General features: G+C 68.6%; 18 protein-coding genes. 10 read left to right on the top strand and 8 right to left on the bottom strand.

The window, feature by feature from the left end; translation table 11 throughout:
- Positions 1–17 precede the first annotated feature (17 nt).
- The gene (locus BLW81_RS26055) at positions 18–932 is read left to right on the top strand and encodes an NAD(P)H-dependent flavin oxidoreductase (RefSeq protein WP_083409707.1); all 915 of its coding nucleotides are present in this window, start codon (positions 18–20) and stop codon (positions 930–932) included.
- Here the strand turns inward: BLW81_RS26055 and BLW81_RS26060 are convergent.
- On the bottom strand, positions 929–2233 hold the full coding sequence (locus tag BLW81_RS26060; RefSeq protein ID WP_083409708.1) for a hypothetical protein: 1305 nt from the start codon (positions 2231–2233) through the stop codon (positions 929–931). The two genes, BLW81_RS26055 and BLW81_RS26060, sit on opposite strands and share 4 nt — an antisense overlap.
- A gap of 154 nt (positions 2234–2387) precedes the next feature.
- Positions 2388–4094, bottom strand: coding sequence for a glycoside hydrolase family protein (locus BLW81_RS26065; RefSeq protein ID WP_083409709.1), 1707 nt, complete (start codon positions 4092–4094; stop codon positions 2388–2390).
- A gap of 389 nt (positions 4095–4483) precedes the next feature.
- Here BLW81_RS26065 and BLW81_RS26070 point away from each other — a divergent pair, with 389 nt between their 5' ends.
- The 4 genes from BLW81_RS26070 to BLW81_RS26085 are packed head-to-tail and all read left to right on the top strand — an operon-like array spanning position 4484 to position 9842.
- Entirely contained in the window at positions 4484–5455 is a 972-nt protein-coding gene (locus BLW81_RS26070; RefSeq protein WP_083410825.1) for an enoyl-CoA hydratase/isomerase family protein, read from the top strand.
- A gap of 6 nt (positions 5456–5461) precedes the next feature.
- Positions 5462–7816 (top strand): CaiB/BaiF CoA transferase family protein, encoded by a 2355-nt coding sequence (locus BLW81_RS26075; protein WP_083409710.1) that lies wholly within the window; start codon positions 5462–5464, stop codon positions 7814–7816.
- Complete coding sequence (locus BLW81_RS26080; RefSeq protein ID WP_083409711.1) at positions 7813–8574, top strand: SDR family NAD(P)-dependent oxidoreductase; 762 nt, start codon at positions 7813–7815, stop codon at positions 8572–8574. Before BLW81_RS26075 ends, BLW81_RS26080 begins: the two co-directional genes overlap by 4 nt.
- Positions 8571–9842: a hypothetical protein gene (locus tag BLW81_RS26085; protein WP_083410826.1), complete on the top strand. Its 1272-nt coding sequence runs from the start codon at positions 8571–8573 to the stop codon at positions 9840–9842. The genes BLW81_RS26080 and BLW81_RS26085 overlap by 4 nt, the downstream gene beginning before the upstream one ends.
- Here the strand turns inward: BLW81_RS26085 and BLW81_RS26090 are convergent.
- The 3 genes from BLW81_RS26090 to BLW81_RS26100 are packed head-to-tail and all read right to left on the bottom strand — an operon-like array spanning position 9839 to position 12348.
- Complete coding sequence (locus BLW81_RS26090) at positions 9839–10738, bottom strand: DUF7064 domain-containing protein (RefSeq protein ID WP_083409712.1); 900 nt, start codon at positions 10736–10738, stop codon at positions 9839–9841. The genes BLW81_RS26085 and BLW81_RS26090 overlap by 4 nt on opposite strands.
- A gap of 6 nt (positions 10739–10744) precedes the next feature.
- Positions 10745–11683, bottom strand: coding sequence for an SDR family oxidoreductase (locus tag BLW81_RS26095; protein ID WP_157897839.1), 939 nt, complete (start codon positions 11681–11683; stop codon positions 10745–10747).
- Positions 11680–12348 (bottom strand): TetR/AcrR family transcriptional regulator, encoded by a 669-nt coding sequence (locus tag BLW81_RS26100; protein ID WP_083409714.1) that lies wholly within the window; start codon positions 12346–12348, stop codon positions 11680–11682. The genes BLW81_RS26095 and BLW81_RS26100 overlap by 4 nt, the downstream gene beginning before the upstream one ends.
- A 93-nt stretch (positions 12349–12441) precedes the next feature.
- On the opposite strand from BLW81_RS26100, the gene BLW81_RS26105 reads away from it, so the two are divergent.
- Positions 12442–13635: an NAD(P)/FAD-dependent oxidoreductase gene (locus BLW81_RS26105; protein WP_083410827.1), complete on the top strand. Its 1194-nt coding sequence runs from the start codon at positions 12442–12444 to the stop codon at positions 13633–13635.
- 3 nt (positions 13636–13638) lie between these two features.
- On the opposite strand, the gene BLW81_RS26110 is transcribed toward BLW81_RS26105, so the two are convergent.
- Positions 13639–13905 carry a YdeI/OmpD-associated family protein gene (locus BLW81_RS26110; RefSeq protein ID WP_083410828.1) on the bottom strand — a complete coding sequence of 89 codons (267 nt, stop codon included), beginning with the start codon at positions 13903–13905 and terminating at the stop codon, positions 13639–13641.
- Positions 13906–14122: 217 nt separating this feature from the next.
- Here BLW81_RS26110 and BLW81_RS26115 point away from each other — a divergent pair, with 217 nt between their 5' ends.
- Positions 14123–14701, top strand: a complete 579-nt coding sequence (locus tag BLW81_RS26115) for a recombinase family protein (RefSeq protein ID WP_162277411.1) — start codon at positions 14123–14125, stop codon at positions 14699–14701.
- 9 nt (positions 14702–14710) lie between these two features.
- Positions 14711–15562, top strand: a complete 852-nt coding sequence (locus BLW81_RS26120; RefSeq protein ID WP_083409716.1) for a MerR family transcriptional regulator — start codon at positions 14711–14713, stop codon at positions 15560–15562.
- On the opposite strand, the gene BLW81_RS26125 is transcribed toward BLW81_RS26120, so the two are convergent.
- Both BLW81_RS26125 and BLW81_RS26130 read right to left on the bottom strand, forming a co-directional pair.
- Positions 15533–16372 carry an SDR family NAD(P)-dependent oxidoreductase gene (locus BLW81_RS26125; RefSeq protein ID WP_083409717.1) on the bottom strand — a complete coding sequence of 280 codons (840 nt, stop codon included), beginning with the start codon at positions 16370–16372 and terminating at the stop codon, positions 15533–15535. The genes BLW81_RS26120 and BLW81_RS26125 overlap by 30 nt on opposite strands.
- The gene (locus BLW81_RS26130) at positions 16369–16629 is read right to left on the bottom strand and encodes a hypothetical protein (RefSeq protein WP_083409718.1); all 261 of its coding nucleotides are present in this window, start codon (positions 16627–16629) and stop codon (positions 16369–16371) included. The genes BLW81_RS26125 and BLW81_RS26130 overlap by 4 nt, the downstream gene beginning before the upstream one ends.
- 64 nt (positions 16630–16693) lie before the next feature.
- Here BLW81_RS26130 and BLW81_RS26135 point away from each other — a divergent pair, with 64 nt between their 5' ends.
- Positions 16694–16945 carry a hypothetical protein gene (locus BLW81_RS26135; RefSeq protein WP_083409719.1) on the top strand — a complete coding sequence of 84 codons (252 nt, stop codon included), beginning with the start codon at positions 16694–16696 and terminating at the stop codon, positions 16943–16945.
- 12 nt (positions 16946–16957) lie between these two features.
- Positions 16958–20059, top strand: a complete 3102-nt coding sequence (locus BLW81_RS26140; protein ID WP_083409720.1) for an ATP-binding protein — start codon at positions 16958–16960, stop codon at positions 20057–20059.
- Positions 20060–20062: the final 3 nt, after the last annotated feature.

The raw sequence follows: 20062 nt of genomic DNA on the forward strand, positions 1-20062 counted from the left end.
GCCTCCACAATGGGGCGGTGGGAAACCGAATCCAGACGCTGCTCGGCGTCGACTATCCCGTCGTTCAGGCCCCGATGACCTACATCGCCCGCGCCGAACTCGCCGCCGCCGTGTCCGAGGCCGGCGGCCTCGACATGATCGAGACGCTCACCGATCAGGGCCGCGCCGATCTGCTGCGAGTACGTGAGCTCACCGACAGGCCGGTCGCGGCCAACCTGATGATCCAGGGTTGGAAGGCCGACCCCTCGATCGTCGACACGCTGGCCGCCGCCAGTGTGCGCCACGTGTTCACCTCGGCGGGCGATCCGGCGCTGTTCACCGCGCGGTTGCACGACGCGGGGATGACGGTCGTGCATGTGGTCGGGTCCCTCAAGGGGGCGCACAAGGCCGCCGACGCGGGCGTCGACGCGTTGGTGGTCGAAGGCGTGGAGGGCGGCGGGTTCAAGTCGATGCTCGGTGCGTCGACGATGGTGCTGCTGCCGCTCGTCGCCGAACACGTCGACCTGCCGATCATCGCGGCCGGCGGGATGTGCGACGCCAAGTCGGCGGCCGCCGCGCTGGTGCTGGGCGCCGAGGGCGTTCAGATGGGCACCCGGTTCCTGGCCAGCCTGGAGTCGGCCGTGCACGCGAACTTCAAGGACGCGATCGTCGCCGCCAACGACGCCGGCACGGTGATGCTCAACGTCCCGGGCAACCCCACGATGCGGGTGCTGCACACCGGCCTGGCCGCCCGGGTCGCCGCGCATGATCCGAACGCCTCGCTGCTGGGTCGGATCACCGAGCTGTACTTCGACGGCGACATGGACGCCAGCGTCGCCAACACCGGTCAGGTGTCCTCACGCATTCAGGAGGTACTGCCGGTCACCGAGATCGTGCGCCGGACGTGGACCGAGATCGAGGCGGTGTTGACCACCGCGCGCACGCGTCTCTAGGCGATGCGTTCGAGGGTGCGCACCGGTTCGGCCGTGCGTGCCGGCTGCGCCTCCGGGCATACCGCCCGGGTGGTGCGCGGGCCGCGGGCACGCTGGCGGAGCTTGATCAACGAACCGGACCTGACGACGCCCAGCGGACCCGGGCCGGCGAACCGCGCAATGCCCGACGCCCGCATGGTCAGCGCCGCCTTGGCCTGGCGGTAGCCCAACCGGACGCCGGCCGCGGCGACGATGAGCAGCGCGCCGACACCGGGCAGCGCGACCGCCGCGAGCGCGGTCAACGAGGCCGGAACCAGCACCGCTTCGATCACGTGCTGGAAGATCGACTGAGCGGTCCTCGGCGGGTCCATCTTCAGCGGCACCGTGCCGGAAACCGACAGCGGCTTGGTCAGGTCGGCGGAGGCGACCTCGCCCAGCGACGGGCGCGGAGCGAGCGTGCCGAACAGTGGGCCGCTGTCGACGGGCGGTGCGACCTCGACCTGGGCGGCGTTGGGCCCGAACAGCGGCGCACCGGCCGGCGGGGCCTTGACCTTCACCGCGTCGAACGAGCCGCCCGCTCCGATCAGCGGTTGGTTCGGCGGAACCGGCACGCCGAGGAGGGCGTACAGGTCGCCGGGCACCTGCGCGAGCGGCATCATCGCGCCGGCCACCGTGGTGAGCATCTCCTGCACCGAGGCGATCGCGTCGCGCACCGGGGTCGTGGAGGTCCGCAGCTCGGCGAGGGTTCCCGGAACGGAGTTCATCACGTTGCCGACGGTGCTGAACGCGTTCGTCACCGGCGAGATGGCCTTCCACACCGGGTTCACGGGCGGAGTGACCGCGGAGGGGATCGCGGCGGGAACGACGGGCGGTTGCGCGTCGGGCGTCGACGCGAACGAAGATCCCGCGTCGGCGGGCGAGGTCGCGGTGGGCGTCGGAGCCGGGGCCTGCGTGCTGGCCGACGGCGTCGGCGCGGTCTCGGATCCGGCGGCGGGCGTCGACGGCGTGGCGGAGCCGGTCGGCTCCGAGTCACCGGCCGGAGCCTGGTCCTTCTCGTCGTCGGTGCTCAGCGGGGTCGCGTCGACCGCATCGTCTGGCTCGGTCTGCTGCGACGTCGTCGGGCCGGTCGACGTGTTGTGAACGGTCCCCGTGGTGGTCTGGGTGCCCTGCGCACCGACGTTCGATTCCTTGTTGCCGTCGGCCCCGGTGGAGCCGCCGACCGACCCGGATTCGGATCCCTGGCTCGGTCCCGAGGAGGTGCTACCGGACTCGTCGGCGAGCGCGATCGCACTGCCGCTGAACAACAGTCCGGCGGCGAGCACACATACGCCCGCGGTGATGCGCAGATGTGACGTAGGAATGATCGCCTCCGTCTCCCCAAAAAAAGAACTCTCGAAGAGAGTTTCCACAGCGATTGTTACATAAAAAAGTCCCCGCAATACAGCGATATGGCGGACTTCTTGCAGGCCGTAGCGGTTATCGCTGACCGGTGAGTGAGCCGAGCAAACCACCGAGCAGAGTCAGTACCGCGTAAATGGGATTGCCTGCTGGCGGTTTCGGTGTGGGAGTTACCGGCGGCTGTGATGTCGGCAACGTTGTCGGCGGGTTCGACGAAGTCGTCGTGGGGACGGAAGTTGTCGTGGTCGAGGAGGTCGACGGGGTTGTCGGGGTGGCGCCCGGACCGTGCCCGGGGTTCCAGGTGACCTGCGTGCCCGCCCACGGTGTCCAGGTGATCTTGCCGTTCTGGAACTGCATGGTCGTTCCGGTGAGCCCGCCCGCCTCGTCGGTCAGGGCGAGGCCGAGCTCGGGCACCCAGGCGGCGGCCATGTTGCCACTGCCGGAATGCGCGCCCGTGGCCTCCGAGTACCAGACCCGCAGCCCGTTGGTCTTGTTGAAGTCCTGGTAGCCGTCGGCAAACGGACCTTTGGGGCTCACCACATACAGGCCGGCCTTGATCGCCACCGGGTTGGGCGAGGTGACGAATCCGGTCGCGGTCTCATAGACGGTGTCGACGGTGCGGACCTGCGCCCACACGTTGTCGGTGGTCCGGTAGACCGGCGACAGCGGCGTGCCCGCGGACTCGTCGGTGTAGCCCGCGAAGCGGGTGAACTCGGCGGACTTGGCGATGGCGCCCGACGCACCGGCACGCACCGTCGCCTGCGCGGGTTTGGGCGTCCAGTTGGTGTTGTAGATGCCGACGGTGTCCTCGGCACCGATGCTGCCGGTGTGGCGGTCGCGGGTGGTGTAGATGAACATCGGCCCGGTGTAGGGCAGTTCCTGCCACTTCAGCAGCATGTCGCTGATGTAGTCGGTCTGCCTGGCCACTCCCCCGCTGGAGACGGGTTGGCCGTACTCGGTGCACCAGATCTTCTTGGCGTCGTCACCGTTGGCGACCATGATCTGGCGCATCTGCATCAACTGCAGAACCGGCGAGTTCGCGATGCCGACGCCGGCGGAGAACTTCAGGCTGTAGTGGTACGGATGGAAAGTCAGCGCGTCGAAATACGGGCCGGCGCCCGCGGCGTACATGCGGGTCAAAAACGCGACCGGATTGATCGCCATTCCGTTGACGTCGATGACCGATCCGACGGAACCGCCGAGCACCTCGATGGACGGATCGATCGCCTTGATTTTCGGATACGCCGCCTTGAGTAACTCGGCATAACCGGCGGGGTCGGGGGCGGGCGTATAAAAGGTGATCGCATTCGGTTCGTTCCAAATTTCGACCGCCGCGATTTTGCCCAGGTATCGGGTCACGACTTTCGCGACGAAATCGCCGTACGCCGCCGGGGACGCGGGCCGACCGCTCAGGTACTGCCCGCCCGATCCGACCGCCCAGCGCGGCGTCGAGTTCACCATCGCGACGACGGCCAAGCCCCGGGAGGCGGCCGAGTTGACGGTCTTGTCGACCGTGCGCCAGTCCAGCACGCCGTGGGTCGCTTCCACGCCGGCCCACGGAACCATCAGGCGGACCGCCTTGACGTTGTCGGCCCGCAGGGTGTCCATCGTCTTGTCGACGTCGGCCTGGGTCATCCCGTAGACGTCCGAGTCGGCGATGGCCGTGGTCGTCGGCGCGGGGTTGATCGTGACGGTGGCGACCGCCAGCACGCGCCGGGGGCGCTTGTGCTGGGCGAGGTCGCTGCCGATCACGGTGGTGGCAACCAGTCCGACGGTCACCGCCATTGCTGTGGTCAGCAGGGCCCGCCGTCGTCTGTGACGCACTCTTCACCTTCACGGTCTCGGGCAGCGGAGCCCGGGTGGCTTTGCTGCAGGGTCATCTTGGCGCGCAATGTGACGGTAGTGGCGGATGTTGCCGGTGTGTCGCGTGTGCTGATCTTGAAAGTGCCGGCAGCGTCGCCGCGTCAATTTCTAAGCGGACAGTACAAACAGCCCCGCCGGTCTCCGTCGCTGACAAACTGATCAGCAAGTGGTGACGGTTGCCGAGACCCGGAACGGACGACGCCGGGATTGTTGAACTTCGCCTCTGACGGATCACGTTGCGTCACAGGCGTTCAGCTGCCCCTGATACGGGGCCGCAGACTCGAGGAAGCACGAAGTGTGAGGAGATGAGGTTGCCCGACTACGACTACGAAGAGATGAAGCGCGAAGCCGAACAACACATCCGGTTCGACAAGGACCGGAAGAACCGGATCGCCTACATCACCTTCAACCGCCCGGAGGCGCAGAACTCCACCACGATGGGCATGCGCCAGCTCTATGCGGACCTGATTCACAAGTGCAACGTCGACGACGACGTCAAGGTGGTCGTCATCCGCGGCGAGGGCGAGGATTTCGGCAGCGGCGGCGACCTTCCCGAACAGCGCGACATGCTGGAGAGCCCGGGCATGCCGCTGCTGCACGAGTTGGCGATCAACGACGACGACGTCAGGTACCCGCCGGGCGGCTCCTACCGGTACCTGTCGACGGTGACCGACTTCTACGCCAAGGCGCGGGCCGGCAACCGGCCGCTGCAGGAGCTACGCAAGATCAGCATCATCGAGGCCAAGGGCTACTGCTACGGCTGGCACTTCTACCAGGCCGGTGACGCCGATCTCGTGATCTCGTCGGACGACGCGCTTTTCGGCCACCCCGCGTTCCGCTACGTCGGGTGGGGGCCGCGGCTGTGGTGGTGGGCCGAGACGATGGGCCTGCGCAAGTTCTCCGAGATGCTGTTCACCGGACGCCCGTTCAGCGCCAAAGAGATGTACGAGTGCGGCTTCCTCAACAGCGTGGTGCCCCGCGACCAGCTCGAAGCCGAGACCGAGAAGTACGCACTGGCGTGCTCGAAGTCGCGGCCGACCGACACCGTCGCGGTGCAGAAGACGTTCCTCGAGCTCTACAAGCAGCACAAGGGCGAGTACTTCGGCAGCCTGCTGACCGGCATGGTGGAGGGCATGCTGCCGTTGATCCAGAACGACCAGCAGAACGACGTCGACCTCACCGAAGGCACCTTCGAAAAGGGCCTCAACAACGTGGTCAAGGACAACGACCTGAACTTCCCGCCGGAGTGGCGGCTCAGCCGGTCGGGCCGCAACAAGCCCTGAGTTGTCGTGTCCGCGTTGAGCGGCTTCCGGGTCGTCGAGGTCGCCGAGCAGGTCGCAGGTGAGTACTGCGGCAAGCTGCTCGCCGATCTGGGAGCCGACGTCGTCAAAGTCGAGCGACCCGGGTGGGGCAGTCCCACCCGGGCGCTGGCGCCCCGAGTCGGCGACGGCAGCGCCCTGTTCGCCTACCTCAACACCAACAAGCGCTCGGCCGAGCTCGACCTGGCCGGCGTGCACGAGCTGATCGCCACCGCCGACGCCGTGATCGACGACCACGGCGAGACCTGGGCGGCCGCGCACGGGCTCACGGAGGCCGAGGTCACCGGCCGCCACCCCGGCGTGGTGTTCTGCGCGGTCACCCCGTACGGCCGCACCGCACCGCCGGAGTTCGACACTGCGGTGAGCCTGAACGTCTTTCACGCCGGCGGCTGGGGTTACCACACCCCCAGCCACGCCGACCCGGCCCGACCGCCGCTGAAGGGCCCCGGCCGCTTCCTCGCCGACTACGAGGGCGCGCTGGATGCCGCCCTTTGCGTCGCGTCGGCGTTGTTCGACCGCATGCACACCGGCCGCGGCGAGTTCATCGACGTGTCGCAGCAGGCAGTGCTGGTCTCGCGGGCCGACTGCATGCTGGGCCGGTTCCTCGCCGGTGAGATCGCGCCGCAGAACCGCCGCGACGACTACGACCAGGCCGGCCCGGCGTCGTTCTTCGCCTGCCGCGACGAGTTCGTCTACCTGTACATGACCAGCCGTGCGCACTGGCTCGGCCTGAAAACCTTGATGGGCTCGCCGGACTGGCTCGACGAATTCGCCGACGACTGGCTGGAATTCGGCGTCACGCCGCAGCGGGTGGCCGACTTCCGCCGCGGCTTCGCCGCCTGGATGAGCTCCCGACCCGGCGTGGCCACTGCCGAGCAGGCGCAGCGGCTGGGGGTCCCGCTGGTGCCGGTCAACGACGCCGCGGACCTCCTGAACTCGCCGCAGTATCGGCACCGCCGGTTCTTCCGCGACGTCACCCATCCGGACCTGGGCCGGGCCGCCTATCCCACCGCGGGATACCGGCTGAGCGCGTCGGAGGACCGAAGCCCGGTTGCCGCACCGACTCTCGGCCAACACACTGCGGAGGTACTTGCGGAAGCCCGCAGGCCGCGTACACCGCCAGCCGTGTTGGCGCCGCAACTCAAGGTGCCGTGCCGGGCGCGGGGTGGACCACTGCAGGGTGTCCGCGTGGTCGAGTTGACCAAGGTGTGGGCGGGGCCCTACGCGGGCAAGCTGCTGGCCTTCCTCGGCGCCGAGGTGATCAAGGTGGAGAACTCGCGGGCGCCGGAGGAGATGCGCGCGTACGGCGGCACCGACGTCAACCATGCGCCGTACTTCCTGAGCATCAACCCCGAGATTCTCAGCGTGGACCTCGACATCAAGACCCGCCAGGGCCGGGATGCCCTGTGCGCGTTGATCGCTCGCAGCGACATCGTGCTCGACAACCTGCGGCCCGGCGCCATGGAGCGGCAGGGACTCGCGCACCGCGACCTGGTGGCGCTCAAGCACGACATCATCTCGGTCTCCATCAAGATGTGGGGCAACGACGGTCCACTGGGTCACCAGACGGGGTACGCACCGTGCTTCGCCGCGCTGGCGGGTCTCGCCTCGCTCGTGGGCTATCCGGGCGGACCTCCCCTCGGCGCCAGCATGCGCTACGGCGACTCCACCGTCGGGGCGGCGGCGGCGTTCGCGGCCGTTGCGGCCCTGCTGCACCGGGACCGGACGGGCGAGGGCCAGTTCGTCGACGTGTCCGCGGTCGAGGTGCTGTCGTCGATGATCGGCGACTGCCTGTTCGAGCAGAACCTCACCGGCAGGCTGCTGGGCCCGGACGGCAACCGTCATCCGGACATGGCGCCGCACGGGTGCTATCCGTGCGTCGGCGATAACTGGATATCGATCGCCGTCGCCAATGACGGTCAATGGCACCGGCTGTGCGCCGTACTCGGCGCCGATCATCTCGCCGCCGATGCCCGTTACCGGGATTCGGCCACCCGGCATCGCAACCTCGACAGCCTCGATGCCGACCTGAGCGCGCTCACAGACTGCCACGACGCGACCGACCTCGCACACCGGCTGCGCGCCGCGGGTGTGGGCGCGGCCAAGAGCGCGACGGTCACCGACGTCATCGGCGACGAGTTGCTCTGGCAGCGCGGCGCGTACCGTTTCGTGTCGGACCGGCTGGAGGGCAGGCGGCCGGTACTCGGGCCGCCGTGGCGGATGTCGCGCCCGGCCGACATCGACACCGGCGCACCGGATCTGGGTGAACACAACGACTACGTGCTCGGCGACATCTTCGGGCAGCAGGGAGCGAGAACGACATGACCGCCCTGGCCGGGACGGTGGCGCTGGTGACCGGCGCCAGCAGTGGGATCGGTGCGGCGACCGCCCGCGCGTTGGCGGCCGAAGGCGCCGCGGTGGCGCTGCTGGCGCGGCGGCGAGACCGGCTGACTGCGCTGGCCGACGAGATCACGGCGGGCGGCGGCACCGCGGTGGCGGTCACCGCCGATGTGACGGATTCCGAACAGGTCACCGCCGCGGTGGCCGCCACCGTCGAGGCGTGCGGCCGCCTCGACGTGTTGGTGAACAACGCGGGCCTGTTGCGAATGGGCCCGGCCGCCCAAGCGCCGCTGGGCGACTGGGACGACCTCGTCTCGGTCAACGTGCGCGGCGTCCTGTACACCACCCACGCCGCGCTCCCCCACCTGATCGCCGCGGCGGCCGACTCCCTGCGAGGCGTGGCCGACGTCGTCACGATCAGCTCCACCGGAGGCCGCGTGGCCCGGCCGGGCACCGCCGTCTACTCGCTGACCAAGTTCGGCGTCAACGCGTTCAGCGAGGGCATCCGCCAGGAGTTGATCGGCAGCCGCGTGCGGGTGGGCATCGTCGGGCCGGGCAGCGTCGAGACCGAGATCACCGATCACCTTGACGCAGACGCACTCGCAGCACAGCGGGCGCGCACCGCCGGTGTGCTGAAGCTCGAACCCGAGGACGTCGCCGACGCGGTCACCTACATGGTCACCCGCAACCGGCGCGTCGCGGTCAATGAGATCCTCGTGCGCGCAGCGGAGCAGACGTGGTGAGCATCGACCATGTCCGCGGGGACGCCACCGGCCTGACGTTCCCCGCGCACATCGGCGCGCTGCGCGACGCCGGCACCGCCTTCCTGACCGAGGCGTTCCGGGCCTACGGTGCGCTGGCACCTGACAACGCGGTTGTCGCAATCGAAGGCCTCGAAGAGGTTTCGGGCGGCAGCACCGGGCGCAAGGCGCTGCTCACCGTCCGCTACGCCGCACCCGGCCCCCGCACCGACCTGTTCGTCAAGTTCTCGCGGGACTTCGACAATGCGGTCCGCGACGTCGGGCGCGCCCAGATGGCGGCGGAGACCCGGTTCGCGGCACTCACCCGCTCGCCCGCATTCCCCATCGCGGTACCCGCCACGCAATTCGCCGACTATCACCGCGGCTCCGAGACCGGATTGCTGATCAGCGAACGAATCGCGTTCGGCGAGCACAACATCGAACGGCAGTACCACAAGTGCCTCGATTACGAGATGCCCGCGCAGGCCGAGCACTATCGGGCCCTGCTGACCGCCGTGGCCCGACTGGCAGGCACGGAGCGATCCGGGCGGTTGCCCGCCGACCTGCTCGCACAGTTCCCCGTAGACCTGCAGGCCGCGACGGTAGGCCAGCGGCCCACGCTCACCGCCGAGCAACTCGACCGTCGCCTGCTCCGCCTCACCGAGTTCCTCGAGCGTCACCCGGGCCTGTTCGCCGAGAACCTGCGGACGCCCGAATTCTTTTCCGCGCTGACCGCGCAGGCACGCGTGCTGGCCCGGCGCGAACCCGACGTGTGGCATCAATTGGGTGGAGACGCGGACAGCCTGGCGTTGTGCCACTGGAACGCCAACGTCGACAACGCGTGGTTCTGGCGCGGCGACGACGGAGAACTGCGGTGCGGCCTGATGGACTGGGGCTGCGTCAGCCGGATGCACGTGTCGATGGCGATCTGGGGTGCGCTGTCGGGAGCCGAAACCTCGCTGTGGGACGACCATCTCGACGAGCTGCTGGAGTTGTTCTGCAAGGAGGTGTCGGTCAGCGGCGGTCCGCTGCTCGACCCCGCCACGCTCGAACGGCATCTGCTGCGGTACGCCACGCTGATGGGCGTCACGTGGTTGCTCGACGTGCCCGCGCTGGTCCGCAAGCGCCTGCCCGACGCGGGGCCGCACACGACGCGCACCGACCCGCGGATCAAGTCCGACGAGGGTGTGCGTGCGCCGCTGCAGATGCTGACGAACGTGCTGAACCTCTGGCAGACAAGGGATCTGGACGGCGCGCTGGCCGACCTCTAGTCGAGCAGCGCGCGCACCTGCTCACGGGCGAAGAACTCCTGGTCCTCGCCCCAGCCCTGCAGCCCGTCCCAGCGCCAGTCGGTCAGCGTCCAGAACGTCATCCGTCCCGGCCACCCGAGCCAGCGCAGCGCCGTGCGCACCGCCCCTTCGGCGTGCAGCACCCGACCGCGGTCGTCCTCTGCGTCGAGCACCACCCGAGCCGGAGCACCGGCACGGCGGTCGAGCACCCGTCGCTCCCCGGCCACCAGTTCGCCGATTTCACCGTCGCGCAACAGGTATCCACCGATCACGCGGTCCACACCGGAGCGACCCGCCATCGTGATGGCGTGCCAGCTGGACTCCGGACCGGCGATGGCCCACAGGTAATCGCCGGGTCGCCGGGCGCCAGGACGGTGCGGGCCCCACGTGCGGTCGCGCATCGAGTAGCAGTCGATGTCGAACCGGTCACCGTCGAGTATCGCGGTACCCCGCATGCGGCCGGGCTGGTCGAAGTGGCAGTGCTCCGCCCACGCCGAGCCGAGGACGTGCGGCGCCATCAGCGCTGTCCACTCGAGGTCGAGGTCCAGTCCCAGTTCCGAGTACGACAGCCGATACCGCCTCATCGGTTCCACCACCACGTGCCGCAACGAATTGGGCAGTACGAAGTCGGCGTATTGCAGTGTGCCGGTGGGCGGTTGGGTCCAACGCCAGTCGTAGAACAGGCAGTCGTAGGTCTGTTCGCCGCTGGGATCCCAGATCGCGGGGCCGCCCCCGCTGGTCCCGGTGCGAATGTCGTGGAAGTAGTAGACGAAGCCGATGACATCCCGTTCGGGGATCGAGAAGTGGAACCACCCGCTCTCGTTCCAGTACGGATCGTCGGTGGCGGGGTGGAAGGCTTCGTCGAGGTTGTCTGCCATCGGTTGTCAGCCCGGATAGGTGACGGCGGTCAGCTGCTCGGACAACCGCCACAGCGCGCGGCGTTTGTCGTCGTCGTCGACCGATGTCGGCACCTTGGCGAAACCGACACCGCCGCCGGCGGTTTCGTACAGGCCACGAGGACCGTAGTATGCACCGCCCTCGGCGTCGGGTGACGTGGCGGCGTACAGCGTCGGCTTGATCCCCTCGTCGACGTCGAGCCACATGAACGGCAGCAGCCGCCAGGTGGCCTGCGTGACCCGCGCGTTCAGGGTCGGCTTCTCGCGGCCGTAGGAGGCGCCGCTGAGCAGATTAGTCTTCGACAGTCCGGGATGGGCGGCGTTCGACGTCAGCCCCCACCCGTGCGCGCGGCTGCGTCGGTCCAACTCTTTGGCGAACATCAATTGGGCGAGCTTCGCCATCCCGTACGAGCGCATGGGCCGATAGCCGCGTTCGGCGTTGGCGTCGTCGAACGACAGGCGGCGCTGGGTCGCGGCGATGCTGCCGACGGTGACCACTCGCGCGCCGTTTCGAAGCAGTGGCAGCAGACGGCCGGTCAACGCAAAATGCCCGAGATGGTTCGCCCCGAACTGCAATTCGAAACCGTCCGCGGTGACCTGCCGCTGCGGCGGGGTCATCACACCCGCGTTGTTGATCAAGATGTCGATCGGCCTGCCGTCGGCAACCATCCGGTCCCCCAGCACCGCAACGCTTTCCAGCGACGCGAGATTCAGATCCGCCACGGCGAGCTTCGCGCCCGGCACGGCCCGGCGGATCTGCTCGATCGCGGCCTCCCCCTTGGCCCGACTGCGAACTGCGAGGATCACGTCGGCGCCTGCCTTCGACAGTTCACGGGTCAGCCCGAAGCCCAGGCCGCTGTTGGCGCCGGTGACGACGGCGAGGCGACCGGACAGACCGGGCACGCGCAACTGCAGTCCACTGCTCACGACGGCCTCCTCGACGCGAGCCGACGAGCCGGCGCCTGCCACAGGCCGGTGATCGCGTCGGTGAGCCCCTCCGCGGCCTGCGGCCAGGGCGACCGGGCGACCGGCCCGTGCGCTGCCAGCGCCCCCTCGTGTTCGGCGCAGGTGTGCATGAGCAGGTTGCGCGCCATGACGATCCGCTCGAACCGCACGCGTTTCGGGAGATCGGCCAGGCATCCGGTGATGCCGTCGATCACCTGCACCAGATGCGGCGAGGTGAGAGCGTCCTTGGTGACCACCTCGCGGTAGGTCGGGTCAGCCATGGCTTGAGCGGCGAACCGCGCGTACCAACTCGGGATGCCGAGTTCGTCGAGGTGGTCGATCAGCGGCCGCACCAGGCAGTCCACCCAGTCGCGCAAGCCCGCCGACGGTCCGAGTTCGGCAAGCATGGCGGCCCTCAGCCGCTCGATCGGCACCCGGTGCTTGTTCTCGATGGCGCGCAACAGGTCGACGCGGGTCCCGAAGTGGTAGCAGACCGCGGCGTTGTTGCCTTGCGAGGCGGCGTCGCTGATCTGCCGGTTGGACACCGCGTGCATGCCGCGTTCGGCGAACAGGCGCTCGGCCGCGGCCAGCAACAGTTCCCGGGTGCCCTCAGACCGATGACCGCTGAGCGGCCTGGCTGCTGTCACCGGATCAGTAGACACCGTGCGTCGAGTTAAATCAAGCGATTGATTTAGTTGGCCGTGCTTGTCCGGGACCCGCCGCGCCCGCACGATGAGACGATGCCGGCGAATGCGCGCGTCCTCGTGGTGGGGTCCGGGTTCGCCGGACTGTGGGCGGCGCTGGGCGCGGCGCGCTGCCTCGACGAACTCGGTGCCCGCGACGTCGACGTGACGGTCATCAGCCCGCAGCCCTACCACGACATCCGGGTCCGCAACTACGAGCCCGATCTGAGCGGGTGCCGAATCCCGTTGCGCACGTTGCTCGATCCGGTCGGTGTGCGGCACATCGCCGCCGCCGTGCGCGACGTCGACACCTCCGCGGCGACGGTATGCACCGACGACGGCGCGACACTGAACTACGACCGCCTGGTGCTGGCGATGGGCAGTCGCGTCGTCACACCCGACATCCCGGGCCTCGCGGAGTTCGGTTTCAATGTCGACACCTACGACGCGGCGCTACGACTGCAGCGCCACATCCGCGGGTTGGCGCCCGGTGACCCGGCGTCGGCCACCGCCGTCGTCGTCGGCGCGGGCCTGACCGGAATCGAGACCGCCACCGAATTGCCCGCGGTGCTCGGCGACGAGGTCGCCCCGCGGGTGATTCTGGTCGATCGCAATCCGCGCGTCGGATCGGACATGGGCGACTCGGCACGGCCCGTGATCACAGAAGCGTTGCGCATCAACGGTATCGAGGTACGCACGGCGACCGCTGTCACCGCAGTGGACGCTCGTAGCGTCACACTGTCGACGGGCGAGGTGATCGCCGCGGCCACCGTGGTCTGGTGCGCGGGCATGCGAGCGCATCCGCTGACGGAGCGAATCGGAGTACCACTCGACGGGTCGGGCCGGCTACCCGTCGACGACTACCTGCGCGTCGCACACACGTCCGGCGTCTTCGCCGCGGGTGACGTCGCCGCGGCGCGGATGGACGACGCGCACATGTCGGTGATGTCGTGTCAGCACAGCAGGCCGATGGGCCGGTATGCCGGCTACAACGTAATTGCGGATCTGCTCGGGCAACCCATGCTGCCGCTCCGAATCCCGTGGTATGTGACGGTCCTCGACCTCGGACCCGCGGGTGCGGTGTACACCGAGGGTTGGGACCGTCGGGTGGTCGCCACCGGAGCGACGGCCAAGGCGACGAAGCGGGTCATCAATCGGGAGCGGATCTATCCGCCGCGCACCGGTGATCGCGAGGCGCTGTTGGCCGCAGCCGCCCCGACGCTGCAGGGTGCACCCACGTACGGGGCGTAGCGATCACCTGCCGGTGCGCTCCCGGTGTTTACAGCCGGGCCAACAGCACGGCCGGCGCTTGCCCTCCTCGAGTTCCTCCTGAGTGCGCCGGATGCGGCGCTCGCGGGTCTTGTCCTGCTTGGCGTCCTCGACCCAGCAGATGAACTCGTTGCGGGCCAGCGGCGTGATGTCGTTCCACGCCGCCAGCGCGGTGTCGTTGGCGAGCAGAGCGGCCCGTAGATCTGTCGGCAGCTCGTGCACCACACCACCAGAAACCTGCGCGCTACCCATGGCGGTCACGATAGGTCATGCGTGCGGGCCCGCGGCGCGCCGAAACTCCAATCCGGGAAATCCCTACGTTTTCTCGGCGAGAACGCACCCGCTGCCCACCGCCCGGCCGTAAACGCCCAGTCTGGGCGTATGACGACGACAGTTGCGACGTCAAGGTATTCCGGCCGCAGATATGTACACCTACCACCAAGATCATCGGCGGGATACGCTCCTGCCCGTGCAAACCCGACTCGGCACGCACGGCCGACACGTGTTCGGCTACACCTCGCCGTGCGCCTCGGAGCAGTCGGTGCAACGCCAACTCGAGATTCTGGTCGAGCACGGGGTCGCGCCCGACGACGTCTTCAGCGAGGCGGCTCCGTGGGGCGCCGAGCGGCCGGCGCTGGCGGCGCTGATGGAGCGTCTGGGAGACGGTGACTCGGTCGTCGTCGTCGGCCTGCACCGGCTGGGGCACAGTGCCGCCGAGATCGTGGACCAGGTGCTGGCATTCCAGTCGCGAGGCATCACCCTGACCGTCCTGAGCAACCCCGCCGAGGCACCGCCGCTGCCGGTCCCCGCGATCGGTGGTCCGGCGCACTTCCTGGGCGCGCTGCACGCCAACAGCCATGACGGGCCGACGAAGCCGTTCGGCCGCAGCAGGCCGATTGGCCGACCCGTCGCGCTGGATGCGGCCAGAACCGACACGGCGCGGCGGATGATCGCCAGCGGGATGTCCAAGACCGCCGTCGCCAAGATCCTCGGCGTCAGCAGGCCGACGCTGTACAAGGCGCTGGCCGCCCTCGACGAACAGAGCTGAGCCCGGCGCATGCGGTCGGCACTGACCATCGGCGAGTTCGCCGCGATGACGCATCTCAGCGTGCGGACGTTGCGCCGGTACCACGAAGCCGGCCTGCTGGAACCGGCGTCGGTCGACCCGGCCACCGGCTACCGCTACTACACGGCCGAGCAGATTCCGACCGCGCAGGTGATCCATCGGCTGCGCGAACTCGACGTGCCACTGGCCGAGGTCCGGTCCATCCTCGCCACCGACGATCCGCACCGACGCGCCGAGGTGATCGCCGGCCACGTCCGCAGGCTCGAGGCCGAACTCGACCGCACCCGGGCGGCCGTCGCGTCGCTGCGCCGCCTGCTCAATCCGGAGCCGCCCGACATCGCCGTCGAGTTGCGCTCGCTCCCCCGGCGCACCGTCGCCGCGGTCACCGGTCACGTCACGATCGAGAAATCGCTTGCCTGGTACGACGATGCGATGGCCGAACTGGACGCGGAGTTCCCTACCGCCGAGCGCACCGGACCGCCCGGCGGCCAGTACGCCAACGAGTTGTTCACTCTCGGCGCCGGTTCGATGACCGTCTATCGGCCCGTCCGGGAACCGCGTCGGTCCGGGCGGATCGAGGTGGTCGAGCTTGCGGCCGCCGACCTGGCCGTCGCCGTCCACGCCGGGCCGCACGACGACCTCGACGTCACCTACGGCCGCCTCGGCAACTGGGTGGTGACGCACGCGCTGACCGTCGACGGCCCGGTGCACGAGACCTATCTGGTGGGCCCGCGCGACACGGCTCAGGCCGACGAGTGGCGGACGGAGATCGGCTGGCCGGTCTTTCGGGTGGCACCTACCGTCGATGGGGAGTCAGACCGCGAAATCCGCACCGCGCGATAGCTTCTCATACGCTCGGATCTCGGTCAGCGACTCCTCCAAGGTGTCGACTACGGCGTCGAAGCCGCCGCTGCCAAGGATGAGCCGGCGCGGCGGCGGGTTCTCGGCCATTGCGGAGATCACCGCTCGCACACCGCGTGCGGGGTCGCCGGGCTGCGCGCCGTTCTGCTCAATCATCGCGGCCCGGACCTGTTCGAGCATCGGCCGGTACTCGGCGATCGGCTCGGTGACGGGTTCGTCGGCGAATCCTGTGTAGGCGCGGGTGCGGAAAGCGCCCGGTTCGACGGCCATCACGCGGATCCCCAACGGCGCCACCTCTTCGCGAAGTTGTTCGGTGACCGCCTCGAGCGCGAATTTGGTTGCGCTGTAATAGCCGAAGCCGGTGGCACCGAGCAACCCCGCCACGGACGACATGTTCACGATCCATCCGTTGCCCCTGGCACGCATGCCGGGCAAGGCCGCTCTGGTGACCGTCAGCACTGCGAAGAAGTTCAGCTCGAACATCCTGCGCACGTCGGCCTCGGCCATCCCTTCGATCGACCCGTACCACCCGCGGCCGGCGTTGTTCACGAGCACGTCGATGCCGCCGAAGCGGTCCTCGGCGGCGCCGACCGCCGCCCGGACCTGATCCGCGTCGGTGACGTCCAGATGCAGCACCAGGACCCGATCGCCGAATCCTTGTGCCCACTGGCTCAATTCGTCGGGACGACGAGCCGTGAGCGCCACCCGGTCACCGATCTCCAGCGCCGCCTCTGCGAATGCCATACCGAAGCCACCCGGTGTACCGCCGGTGATGAACCATGTGCGGCTCACGGTTCGATCACCAGTCGAGAGATCAGGCCGCGGTCGAGCGTGAAGCGGAAGTGCAGATCGGCTACGCCGCCAGGAAAGTCACCTTCGAGGTGCTGCACGACGTCGAAGCCTGCCTCCCCGATGGCCGTCGCGCCGACGTATTCGGTGGTGTAGGTGTACTCGCTGCTCGCGGTGGCGACGTCGCGGGCGTCGTGGGCGGCGAGGTACGTGGCGATCGCGGTGGGCAGGTCGGTGTATTGGTTGTTGTGCACTGTCATGCCCTCACCATCAGGTCTCCCCCAGGGAGAGGGTCAAGCCGCTCAAGATCAGTACATTTGAAGCATGGCTGTCGATCACCTTGCGACGATCGTCGCCTACGCCGGGGTGGCAGCCGCCGTCACAGTGTGGTTCTGGCGTACCCAGGGCGGCGATGTGCGGCCGGTGCTGCACGGGGTCGTCGCCGTGGTGTTCGGGGCACTGTGGCCGGTTGCGCTGCCCTACCGCGCGGCCGTTCGGGCGACGCTTCGGGTTCTCGCGCGTCGGCGGAGCGAGAACGATCGCGACAATATTCCGGACACCGCTGACCAGCGGTGACACCATGTCGATGTGGGCACCAGCCGGGCTCGTGGCGGTGAAACGACAGACCTGACCTGCGTATCTTGCGGCAGCCGCGCCGATGCGCCGGGCAGGTTCTGCAGCCAATGCGGGGCTCCGCTCGCGCGGGACCATCCTTGCGCCGAGTACAAGCAGGTGACCGTGCTCTTCGCGGACGTGGTGCGGTCATTGGAAATCGCGGCAACCCTCGACATGGAGCGATTGCGCGACATCATCACTGAGCTGCTCGAGCGCTCGGCGGCAGCGGCACGCCGCTACGGCGGCGGGACCGCCGAGTACACCGGTGACGGGTTGATGGTCATCTTCGGCGCCCCGGCGGCGTTGGAGGATCACGCCGTCCGGGCGTGCCTTGCCGCGCTGGCCATCCAGCGCGCTGTCGGCGAGCTGGCCACCGAAGTGGCGCGCGGTGACGGCGTCACGCTGCAGATGCGGGTGGGCTTGAACTCCGGCCGGGTCATCGCCGGTGAGGTCGGTCTTGGGTCACCGCGATACGCCGCGACCGGTGAGACGGTCGGCTTCGCGCACCGCATGCAAGCGGCCGCGCCCGCCGGCGGCGTGCTGCTTTCCGACACCACCGCGCGGCTCGTCGAACACATCGCGACGTTGGCCGAACCGGAATGGGTGCACATCAAAGGCTCTGCCCGTCCGGTTCGGGCCCGTTGCCTGCTGTCGGTGGAACCGCGGGATGCCCCGCTACGACGCACCGAGGGCAGGCTCGTCGGGCGGCGTGGGGAGATGGCGACACTCGATGCGGTGCTGCAAGGTGCGACGGACCGCCGCGGCGGCATCGTTAATGTCGTGGGCCCCGCGGGGATGGGCAAGAGCCGGTTGGCCAGAGAGGCCGCGATGTCGGCAGCCGGCCTCGGGATGGAGGTGTGCTGGGCGTTCTGCGAGTCACACACCCGCGACGTCCCGTTCTACGCCGTCACCAGGCTGCTGCGAGCCGCCAACGGTCTCGCCGACCTCGACGACGGGGCCGCTCGCGCGAAAGTCCGCGAGCGGAGTCCCGACGCCGACCCGATTGATCTGCTCCTGCTTGACGACCTGCTGGGCATCGCCGATCCCGATTTGCCGCTGCCACAGATGGACCCGGACATCCGCCGGCGCAGGCTGACAGCTCTGATCAGCAGTCGTACGATGGCGCGCACCCATCCGGCGCTGTTCATCCTCGAGGACGCACACTGGATCGACGCGGTCAGCGAGTCGATGCTGGCCGAGTTTCTCGCCGTGATCTCACAAGCGGTGTCGATCGTGCTGATCACCTCGCGCCCTGACTACGCCGGCGCCCTGTTGCGCGTTCCGGGTGCGCAGTTGATCACCCTGGATCCCCTCAGCGACTCAGCGATCACCGAACTTCTCGACGAACTGTTGGGACGCGACGCCTCGGTCGCCGAGCTGTCGGCGACCATCGCCGAGCGCGCCGCGGGCAACCCGTTCTTCGCCGAGGAGATGACCCGCGAGATGGTGCAGCAGGGGGTGCTCACAGGCGACCGCGGTGACTACTTCTGCGACACGGATATTACGGAAGTGAGCGTCCCCGACACCGTGGCAGCCGCCATCGGCGCGCGGATCGATCGACTGAGCGCGCCTGCCAGGGAAACGTTGAATGCGGCCGCTGTGATCGGAACGCGCTTCGACGCGGAATTACTCTGCGCGTTGGGGGTTGATGAGGTGCTCGACGAGTTGCTTGGCGCGGAGCTCATTGATCAGGTGCGGTTCAGTTCGACAGCCGAGTACGCTTTCCGGCACCCGTTGATCCGCGCGGTAGCGTATGAAGCTCAGCTGAAATCCGCTCGCGCCAAATGGCACCGACGCTTGGCGGCCGCAATACAGCACCGTACGCCGGGGTCGGTGGAGGAGCACGCGGCGCTGATCGCCGAGCACCTGGAAGCCGCCGGCGACCTGTGGGAGGCCTACGACTGGCACATGCGCGCTGGAGCATGGTCGACCAACCGCGATCTGGTCGCGGCGCGGACCAGTTGGGAGCGCGCCCAACACATCGCCGACGCGCTCCCGGCGGCGCAGCTGTCCATGCGGATCGCACCGCGAACCATGTTGTGCGCCACCGACCTCCAGGCTCGAGATGTCCAACAGAGCCGGTCCCGCTTCGCCGAACTACAGGACCTGTGCGGCGCGGCCGGAGACAAGGTCTCGCTGGCGATCGGGATGAGCGCCGCCGCGACGGAGGCACTGTATTCCGGCCGTCCGCACGAGGCGGCGCATCTGGCCTCGCAGCACATGGCGCTGTTCGAGTCGGTCGACGATCTCACTCCGGTCATGGGTTTGGCGTCCGTGGCCTTCTGCAGCTGGCACGGCATTTTCGCGTTCGATGACATCCTGCGGTGGACGCAGAGGATTGTCGACATGGCCGCCGGCGACCCCGGGGTGGGCGCGGGTTACGGCGTGGCGTCACCGCTGGCGATCGCGATGGCATGGCGGGGCACCGCCCGGTGGTGTACTGGCCGGCCCGGATGGTGTGAGGACCTGCACGACGCGGTGGAGATGGCGCAGAGCAGCAACGCGGAGACCTTTTCCGGTGCCATCGCGTGGAGTTACGGCTTCGCGATGCAGTTCGGGATGCTGCAGCCCGATGACCACGTCCTGGCCGCCAGTGAACACGCTCTGCGCACGGCGCACCGAGCCAGCAGCGACCGAGCGACGGGGTTGGCCGGCTACACGCTTGCTGTCGCGTTGCTCAACCGTGACGACCCGGACGAGCGTCACCGCGGGGTCGACTTGATGAGGCAGACCCGCGAGTTGTGGCTGCGCAAGCGCGCGCTCTTCCTGCTCCCGGTCACCGACGTGTGGGTGGCCAGGGATACGGCCCGGCACGGCGACTGCGATGCGGCGATCGAGGTGATGCGTCCCGCCGTCGACGAACTACGACGGATGTACCCGTTCTACGGCGTCTGGGGCACCGGGGTTCTGGTGGAGACCCTGTTGGAACGGGGTGGGCGCAGCGATGTGGCTGAAGCGTTCAAGGCAATCGATTGGTTGGCCACCCTGGCGACCGACGGCGGTGCGGCCGTCGTAAACCAGATGCTCTCGAAGCTGAGCGGTCTCGCGGAAACTGTTGCATCCGAACGTCATTGATCG

Source organism: Mycolicibacterium rutilum (assembly GCF_900108565.1).
In the GTDB taxonomy this organism is placed as follows: Bacteria; Actinomycetota; Actinomycetes; order Mycobacteriales; family Mycobacteriaceae; genus Mycobacterium; species Mycobacterium rutilum.